Source organism: Aeromonas sp. HMWF015 (genome assembly GCF_963878965.1).
Lineage (GTDB): Bacteria > Pseudomonadota > Gammaproteobacteria > Enterobacterales > Aeromonadaceae > Aeromonas > Aeromonas veronii.
Genome location: NZ_CAWNZT010000044.1, coordinates 17,263 through 25,892, shown reverse-complemented (window position 1 = coordinate 25,892; position 8,630 = coordinate 17,263). Strand labels below are relative to the sequence as shown.

Genomic DNA, 8,630 nt, shown 5'->3' with positions numbered 1-8,630 from the left:
ACCAGCGAGATAGCGATGGAGGGGTAGCCAAGATGGCGCCCCTCGGTGGCCGCGGCGACCGTCCCCGAGTAGATGACATCATCCCCCAGGTTGGCGCCGTGGTTGATACCGGCCACCACCATGTCGGGTTCAGGGCGCACCAGCTCGTTGACCGCCAGATGCACGCAGTCGGTCGGCGTCCCCTTCACCGCATAGCTCTCGCACCCATTAAAGCCGTTTTCTGCGATGCGGGTAACCCGCAGCGGCACTTCCAGCGTCAGGGAGTGACTCGCGCCGCTGCGGTTGCGGTCCGGCGCCACCACAATGACCTCGCCGCAGGCGTGCAGCGCCTCGCTGAGGGCACGAATCCCCTCGGCATGCACACCATCGTCATTACTGACCAGAATTCGCATCGGTCTGATTCCTGAAACCGTGATCGGCCTCTTCGGCCTGCATTAACTCGCGCACCACGCTGGTGGCAAACGCGCCCGCCGGCAGGAAGAAGGAGAGGGTCAGCGCCTCGCCGTCCAGCTGCCAGCTCATCTGCTCCGGTTTGAGCAGCAGGGGGCGCCTGTCCTGATCCAGCCCCGCCTTCTCCAGCCCGTCACACCAATCGCGGTAAGGGGCCAACACGCCCTGTTCGAACTCGGCAGCGGCGCCCTGACTGGCCAGACGGCCACGGCCCCACTGGGGCGCGGTGAGCTGCACATCGCCGGAGGCAAGACGCGCCTCCAGCTCGGGGGTCACACTCTCTTCGCTGAAGATGGAGTGGCTGCCCTTGAGCATCACGCAATCACCGGCCAGCAGCTGATGGGCCAGCCCCTGCTCGATACGGGCGCTGACAATGGCGTTGAACAGCATGCTGCGGGCGGCAGAGAGGTAGAGGGAGCGCTTGTTGCGATCCTTGATCCGCTTGCCGGCAAACATCGCCTTGGCCGCTTCCAGATTGTTGCCATCGCGGCCAAAACGCTGCTCGCCGTAGTAATTGGGTACGCCCTGCCCGGCGATGGCCTGCAGGCGCGCTTCCAGCCCGTCGGCCTGCTCCAGACCGGTGAGGCGCAGGGTGAAGTGGTTGCCCTTGAGGTAGCCGACCCGCAATTTGCGATTGTGACGCTTGGCTTGCAGGATCTGAATGCTGTCGCTCTCGATAACCGACAAGTCCGGCTCGGCCTTGCCCGGCAGGTGAATGCCAAACCACTGCTCGGTCACCGCGTGGCGATCCTTCAGGCCCGCCCAGGTCACCGCATTGCGGTTGACCCCGCCCGCATCGGCCAGCAGACCCGCCACCCAGGCGGTGTTCTCGCCGGTTTTGCGCACCCGGACGAAGATGTGCTCACCCTCACCACAGGGCTCAAACCCGAGATCTTCATTCACCACGAAGTCGGCGGCCTCGGCCTTGAGGATACCGCGGGCAGTGGGCGCCCCGTGCAGATAGGCAAGTTGTTCCAGCATTATTGTTTCACCAGTAGGACGACGGCTTCGGTGGCGATCCCTTCCTTGCGCCCCGTAAACCCAAGCTGTTCGGTGGTGGTCGCCTTGACGTTCACCCGGTTCAAATCACATTGCAGATCGGCGGCCAGCACGGCGCACATGGCGTCGATATGGGGGGCCATTTTGGGGGCCTGGGCGATGATGGTCACATCCAGGTTGCCGATGGCATAACCCGCCTGCTGTACCCGGGCAAAGACATCCCGCAGCAGGATGCGACTGTCGATCCCCTTGAACTCGGCAGCGGTATCGGGGAAGTGGCGGCCGATGTCACCGGCACCGATGGCCCCCAGCAAGGCATCGCTCACCGCGTGCAGCACCACATCGCCGTCGGAGTGAGCAACCAGCCCCTGCTCGTAGGGAACCGGCACGCCACCCAGCATGCAGGGGCCAACACCACCAAATTTATGGACATCAAAACCATGACCAATGCGCATCATCAGCGGCAACCTCCCAACATGCTGAAACCAACCCCATCAATTTTGTGTACGTCCACACCATGTCCAATCCGGATCATGCTAACTCCTTGTTCGGGCCTGTTTGTTCGAGACGCTCTGCTCTGAACGGTCTGTTCTGACTGAGGGGCTTATGCCTGCTGGCTTAGAAACAGCCCCGCCAGCGACAAATCTTCCGGCCGGGTCACCTTGATATTGTCGGCACGCCCTTCCACCATGCGCACCGTGAATCCGGCCCGCTCCATGGCGGAGGCCTCGTCGGTGATGGTGGCGCCCAGCATCAGTCCCTCTTCCAGCGCCCGCTTCAGGTCACGGGTCGGGAACATCTGCGGCGTCAGGGCATGCCAGAGCTGCTCGCGCTCGACGGTGGCGATGATATTGCCCTCCCCATCGGAGCGTTTCATGGTATCGCGCACCCGACTGCCGAGAATGGCGCCGCCGCAGCCCATGGCCGCGGCAATCAGCGCATCGAGATCGCCGTGAGTCAGACAGGGGCGGGCCGCATCGTGCACCAGCACCCACTCCCCTTGCGCCACATGGAGGCCATTGAGGACGGAGAAGGCGCGCTCGGCGCCTCCCTCTACCCGCACAATCCGCGGGTCGGCCGCCACGGGCAGGGCCTCGAACCAGCGATCATGGGGCGCCAGCGCCACGATCACCTGGGCGATGGCCGGGTGGGAGAGCAGCCGCTCCAGGGTATGTTCGAGAATGGTTTTACCCGCCAGTTGCAGGTACTGCTTGGGGCAATCGGCCCCCATCCGGCTGCCGATACCGGCGGCAGGGACGATCGCCGTCAGGCCGGATACCCGGCTGGCATCAGTCATCGTAGGGCTCATCGTCCGGCGCTGTCTCTTTGTCTTTTTCTTTGGGGATGATCCGGTAGAAGGTCTCCCCCTGCTTGATGTAACCCAGATCGTTGCGCGACAACTCCTCGATGGCCTCGAGGCCAGAGGTGAGATCATCTATCTCGCGGTAAATGAGGTCGTTACGATCCTTGAGAGTCTGGTTGTCCCGCTGTTGCTGCGAGATGGCCTCCGACAGGTTCTGATAATCGGATAGCCCGTTCTTCCCCAGCCAGAGGTCATATTGCAGTCCCCCCAGCAGGAGGATCAGGATCAGGGTGAATAGCCGCATGCACTAGGTCTCCTTCAGGCGGCCTAGTGTCCCATATTCGGTGCCAAGACAAAAGAAAGCGAGCACCGTCGAGCCCCCGGCCGAACATAAAAAAGTGCCCAAGAGTGAATCAGATAGCACAAAGCCCCGCCAAACCGGTGCAAGGATGGCCAACCAGGGCACTCCTTGTCCGGGGGCGGGGCTCTCAATCAGAAAGCGGTAAGGGGGATCAGTTCACCGCGACCGGCTCTCCCGCACTCTCGGCCGGGGTGTTGTACTCCTCCTCGGCATCGCGGAAACGCTCCAGCATCGCTTTTGATGGCGCTTCGCCCAGCAGACTGCCCACCACAATGGCCAGCAGCGCGAACAGGAAGCCAGGGATGATCTCATACAGCCCCAGCCAGCCGAACTGCTTCCAGACGATGACGGTGATGGCACCGACCAGCATGCCGGCCAGCGCGCCGTTGCGGGTCATTCGCGGCCACAGCACCGAGAGCAGCACCACGGGACCAAAGGCGGCACCGAAACCGGCCCAAGCGTAGCTCACCAGCCCCAGCACCCGGTTTTCCGGATTCATGGCAACGGCGATGGCAATCACCGCGATCAGCAGCACCATCAGGCGACCCACCCACACCAGCTCACGCTGGGAGGCGTTCTTGCGCAGGAAGGGCTTGTAAAGATCCTCTGTGATGGCGCTGGAGCAGACCAGTAATTGACAACTTAGAGTGCTCATCACCGCCGCCAGAATGGCGGAGAGCAGCACACCGGCGATCCAGGGGTTGAACAGGATTTTGGAGAGCTCGATAAAGACCCGCTCCGGGTTGCCGGTCACCCCAGCCGCCACTTCCGGGAAGCGGGCAAAATAGGCCAGCCCGAAGAAGCCTATGGCCACCGCGCCTGCGAGGCAGAACACCATCCAGGTCATGCTGATGCGACGGGCATTGGCCATGGAGTGGTGGGAATCCGCCGCCATGAAGCGGGCCAGAATGTGGGGCTGACCGAAGTAACCAAGGCCCCAGGCCATCAGCGAGATGATGGCGATCACATCCAGATTCTTGAACATGTCGAGGTTGGTGGCGCTCTTGGCGGCCACCTCGATCATGGCGCTGTCCACCCCGCCGACGGCGATGATGACGAAGACCGGGGTCAGGATCAGGGCGAAGATCATCAGGGTTGCCTGCACCGTATCGGTCCAGCTCACCGCCAGGAAGCCGCCGAAGAAGGTGTAGGTGATGGTGGCGGCGGCACCGACCCAGAGGGCGGTGTTGTAATCCATGCCGAAGGTGCTCTCGAACAGACGAGCACCGGCCACCACGCCGGAGGCGCAATAGATGGTGAAGAAGAGCAGGATCACCAGCGCCGAGAGGATGCGCAGCACCTTGCTGTGATCTTCAAAGCGATAGGTGAAATAGTCCGGCAGGGTCAGGGCGTTGCGGTTCTTCTCGGTATGCACCCGCAGGCGACCCGCTACCCAGCGCCAGTTGAGGTAGGCGCCGATCACCAGACCGATGGCGATCCAGCTCTCGGAGATGCCGCTGACGAAGACGGCGCCGGGCAGGCCCATCAGCAACCAGCCGCTCATGTCGGAGGCGCCGGCAGAGAGAGCGGTAACCCAGCTCCCCATCCGGCGACCGCCCAGAATGTAGTCATCAAAGTTGCGGGTGGCGCGATAGGCGACGAAGCCGATCAACACCATTCCGAGGATATACACCAGGAAGGTGATTAACATGGGTGTGCTAGCTGTCATGCAAAACTCCGTTTTGTGTCATTCTCTGCCCGCTCTGGTGACGGGCTCATCCCTAAAAAACCGGCCTAGCTTAATCAGCCGTTCGCGCCAGCTCAACCAGTTTTAACAAACACAAAACACAATAAAAACCTTTGCGCATCAAATCATCTGCCGCATCAAGAGGATGGCGCCAGATTTCCTGCCGTGGCCGTGACGGTCATCTCGCAGCGCCAGCCGCTACTGAGCGTTATGTTTTCACATTTTGTTACTATCCATTTTTTTACAAGCCAGCGCCCCGCTCCTACACTCCCCGCCCTGTCTCATCACACCAGTCAGAGGTCGGCACCATGTCATCTCATCTGTCACACCTGCGAACCCTCGCCCGCCGCCTTCACCCGGTGGAGGAGTCGGGTCATCTCATCAGACGGGCAAAGTATGTGGGGCGTCTCTGGCTCAATCCCGGCGCCCGCGCCCTCTATCGCCAGCAGCAGGAGCAACCGCTGCTGGCGCAGGCGATCAGCCGCTTCCCCGATATTCTGGAAAAGCCGCTCCACCCCTATCGCCACAAGGGGCTCCGCAAGCACCTGCGAGCCGAGCTTATCAGCGGCCACTACCAGCAGCTGGCACGTCAGCTGCCCAAGGCGCAACAACTGGCAATCTACAGCGGGCGCGGCCTGCTGCTGGCCCAGTGGCAGAGCGACAAGCTGACGGCACCGCTGACCCTGCAACTGGATTACCAAACCCACATGGGCAAAGAGGGGGAGATGAGCCTGACCCTCAAGCTGGGTGACGCGGCGCTCTATTACATGGCCCTCAATCTGCGCCCCGCGCCGAACCCGACCCTCGAGATCTGCTCGCTGCAGGGCGGCAAGGGGCAGAGCGAGGAGATCAAGCTGGTCACCAAGGCGTGCGGCGGGCTGCGCCCCATGTCCCTGCTGGTCTATATGGCCGCCGAGCTGGCCCGGGGGCTGGCGTGCAAGAGCCTGCTCGGGATCCGCACCCAAAGCCACGTCTATCAGAGCAGCAAGCGCACCGCCGATCGGGTCAAGTTCGACCTCGACGGCTTGTGGCAGGAGCATCAGGGTAGCGTGCAGGATGAACTCTGGATGAGCCTGCCGCTGGAGGTGCCCCGCAAGACGCTGGAGGAGATCCCCTCCCGCAAACGGGCCAGCTACAAGGCGCGCTATCAGCTGCTCGATCAGCTCGGTAGCGAGCTGCAGGCAAATCTGCTGCGAAGCTGAGTCAATGCAGCAGAAACAAAAAGGGCGAACAGCATGCTGTTCGCCCTTTGTCATGACGGGGATTTGCCGTTAGCGGTTGATCGCCATTGGCATGCCGTTGCGCTGCTCCAGCGCCTGCTTCACCAGTTGGGAGTCGCTGTCGGCGTGGGCAATGAAGCGGGTCACCGCCGGGGTCATCGGCAGCGGTGCCGGCAGCTTGGAGTTGAACTCCTCTTCGCTGCGCGACAGCGGCTGATGCACTTCCAGATAGCGGACACCATTGGGTTCGAGAGATGCCTTGATCGGCTGGTTGACGAACTGGACACGAGTACCGACCGGTACCTGCTTGAACAGGTAGGCGATGTCGTCGTTGCGCAGACGTACGCAACCGTGGCTCACCCGCAGGCCGATGCCGAAGTTGGCGTTGGTACCGTGGATGGCGTACATCTTGCCGATGTAGAGGGCAAACAGACCCATGGGGTTGTCTGGGCCGGCCGGCCATACCGCAGGCAGGCTCTCGCCACGGGCGGCATATTCGGCATGCATCTTGGCGGTCGGGGTCCAGGTCGGGCCCGCTTTCTTGCGCTGCACGCTGGTCACCCAGTTTTCCGGAGTGTCGGTGCCGAGCTGGCCGATGCCGATGGGCAGCACTTCCACCACTTTTTTACCCTTGGGGTAGTAGTAGAGGCGCATCTCGGCCACGTTCAGCACGATCCCTTCACGGGGTGCATCCGGCAGGATCAGTTGCTGGGGGATCACCAGCTTCTCGCCGGTCTGCACCAGCAGGGGGTCAGCCTTGGGGTTGGCTTCGGTCATGTTGGTGAGCCCCAGCTGGAATTTGGCAGCAATGGCCTCCAGCGGCTGGCCGTTCTCTTCGGCCGGAACCACGTATTCCAGATTTTCCCCTACCAGACGGCTGTTGGCCGCAGGCAGAGCATATTCAACAGCGAAAACCGGCGCAGCGGTCAGCAGCAGGCTGTAGCAGAGTGTTGCCACACTATTGCGAAGGAGCTTCATAACTTTCCCATGATGATGACTTGAAGTGACGTCTCTGGGCTGGCAGCTGATCAAGAGGGGATCAGGGGCGCGAAGAGAAGGCCGCCATTTTTCTCCTCTGCACGGCAAATTTCAACTGACAAGTGGCGACGGGTCGATGATTAATATGCGGTTTTTTCCGCGTCCCCGACCCGCCCGGTTTCCCTATTTATCCCCGTTGCCAGGCACGCATGTCGTAACCTGTGGGAGATTGGTGCAACCGCAGATGAAATTGCTCAATGATGGCGAAGATATGGTCGAAAATATCGGCCTGGATCCCTTCGTAATCGGCCCATGCCGTTGTCGCGGTAAAGCAGTAAATTTCCAGCGGCAGACCGTCTGACGTGGGTGCCAGCTGGCGCACCATCAGGGTCATGTCCTTGCGAATGCCGGGGTGGGCACGCAGGTAGGCATCCAGATAGGCGCGCAGGGTGCCGAGGTTGGTGAGGTGACGACCATTGATGGGGCAGCTCAATGCATCGCTCAGTTGCTGATTGTAGGCACTCAGCTCCTGCTCCTTGCGGCTGAGATAGGGAGCCAGCAGCTGCGCCTGCTTGAGCTGCAACTGCTCATCGGCCGTCAGAAAACGCACGCTGGTCATGTCGATATTGACGCTGCGCTTGATGCGGCGGCCGCCCGACTCGGTCATCCCCTGCCAGTTCTTGAAAGAGTCGGAGATCAGGGCATAGGTGGGAATGGTGGTGATGGTCTTGTCCCAGTTCGATACCTTGACCGTAGTAAGCCCGATGTCGGTCACTTCGCCATCGGCGCCGTACTTGTCCATCTGCAGCCAGTCACCGACGCTCAGCATCCGGTTGGCGGAGAGCTGGATCCCCGCCACCAGCCCGAGGATGGGGTCCTTGAACACCAGCATCAGCACTGCGGTCATGGCACCCAGACCGCTGAACAGGAACAGCGGCGACTTGCCGAGCAGCAGGGCGATCATCAGGATGCCCACCAGAATGCTGCCTACCAGCTTGGCCCCCTGGAAGATGCCGCGCAGGGGCAAATCCCGACCAAGACGGGTGTAACGGCTCACCGACAACAGGCAGTCGAGCAGGGCGAAGAAGGCCAGCAGCAGGAACAGCAAAATCCAGAGCTGGGCCACCATCTCGATAAGCTTGAGGCTATCCGATTGACGGGGCAGCCAGATCTCCGCCTGACCGAGCAGCACGGCCCCCTGCAACACGAAAGCGAGCCGGTTGAAGAGGCGCTGTTGCAGCTGGGGCGGCAGCCACACCTGCTTGGCCTTGCCGAGGATCCCCACCAGCCGGACCAGCAACACCCGGTGCAGCGCCATGTGCAGCAGCAACGAGGTGATGACGATAAAACCCAGCGCGATCACCAGCGCCATCAGGTTGGTCACTTCCACCCCAAGGCCAGACAACCAGTTAAAAAACGCCTCTTTCATTGCTCTCTCCCGAACCGGGCAGCCCGCTGGCTGCAAAAACAGTGGTGGTCAGGGTACCGCTCCCCTCCCCCATGTCAAATCGGCGTACGCCAGAAATGACAACGCCCGGCACAGGCCGGGCGTTGTTTCAAAGCGAGGTTGACTTAGCAGACCAGGCTCAGGGCATCGCGAGCGATGACCAGCTCTTCGTTGGTCGGGATCAC

Annotated in this window: 9 protein-coding genes; 1 reads left to right on the top strand and 8 read right to left on the bottom strand. The window is 61.7% G+C overall.

The features are described 5' to 3' along the window. The 6 genes from surE to putP all read right to left on the bottom strand — a co-directional run. On the bottom strand, positions 1-392 hold a 392-nt coding region (gene surE, locus AACS18_RS02270), incomplete at its 3' end, for a 5'/3'-nucleotidase SurE (RefSeq protein ID WP_108613610.1). Then, the gene (gene truD, locus AACS18_RS02265; protein WP_108613609.1) at positions 373-1,431 is read right to left on the bottom strand and encodes a tRNA pseudouridine(13) synthase TruD; all 1,059 of its coding nucleotides are present in this window, start codon (positions 1,429-1,431) and stop codon (positions 373-375) included. The genes truD and surE, both read right to left, overlap by 20 nt. Then, positions 1,431-1,907, bottom strand: a complete 477-nt coding sequence (gene ispF, locus AACS18_RS02260; protein ID WP_040097825.1) for a 2-C-methyl-D-erythritol 2,4-cyclodiphosphate synthase — start codon at positions 1,905-1,907, stop codon at positions 1,431-1,433. The genes truD and ispF overlap by 1 nt, the downstream gene beginning before the upstream one ends. Positions 1,908-2,053: 146 nt before the next feature. Then, positions 2,054-2,746: a 2-C-methyl-D-erythritol 4-phosphate cytidylyltransferase gene (gene ispD / locus AACS18_RS02255; protein WP_108613608.1), complete on the bottom strand. Its 693-nt coding sequence runs from the start codon at positions 2,744-2,746 to the stop codon at positions 2,054-2,056. Continuing rightward, positions 2,739-3,056: a cell division protein FtsB gene (ftsB, locus tag AACS18_RS02250; protein ID WP_005335520.1), complete on the bottom strand. Its 318-nt coding sequence runs from the start codon at positions 3,054-3,056 to the stop codon at positions 2,739-2,741. Before ftsB ends, ispD begins: the two co-directional genes overlap by 8 nt. A 208-nt stretch (positions 3,057-3,264) precedes the next feature. Further along, positions 3,265-4,782, bottom strand: a complete 1,518-nt coding sequence (gene putP / locus AACS18_RS02245) for a sodium/proline symporter PutP (RefSeq protein ID WP_108613607.1) — start codon at positions 4,780-4,782, stop codon at positions 3,265-3,267. A 326-nt stretch (positions 4,783-5,108) separates the two neighbouring features. Between putP and AACS18_RS02240 the strand changes: the two genes are divergently transcribed. Further along, a complete protein-coding gene (locus AACS18_RS02240) occupies positions 5,109-6,002 on the top strand; it encodes a VirK/YbjX family protein (protein WP_108613606.1) in 894 nt (297 codons plus the stop codon). A gap of 69 nt (positions 6,003-6,071) precedes the next feature. Here AACS18_RS02240 and AACS18_RS02235 read toward each other — a convergent pair whose 3' ends face one another. Next, the gene (locus AACS18_RS02235; RefSeq protein WP_146184836.1) at positions 6,072-6,998 is read right to left on the bottom strand and encodes a L,D-transpeptidase family protein; all 927 of its coding nucleotides are present in this window, start codon (positions 6,996-6,998) and stop codon (positions 6,072-6,074) included. A 187-nt stretch (positions 6,999-7,185) separates the two neighbouring features. Continuing rightward, a complete protein-coding gene (locus tag AACS18_RS02230) occupies positions 7,186-8,427 on the bottom strand; it encodes a mechanosensitive ion channel family protein (protein ID WP_108613604.1) in 1,242 nt (413 codons plus the stop codon). Between the last annotated feature and the right edge of the window lie 203 nt (positions 8,428-8,630).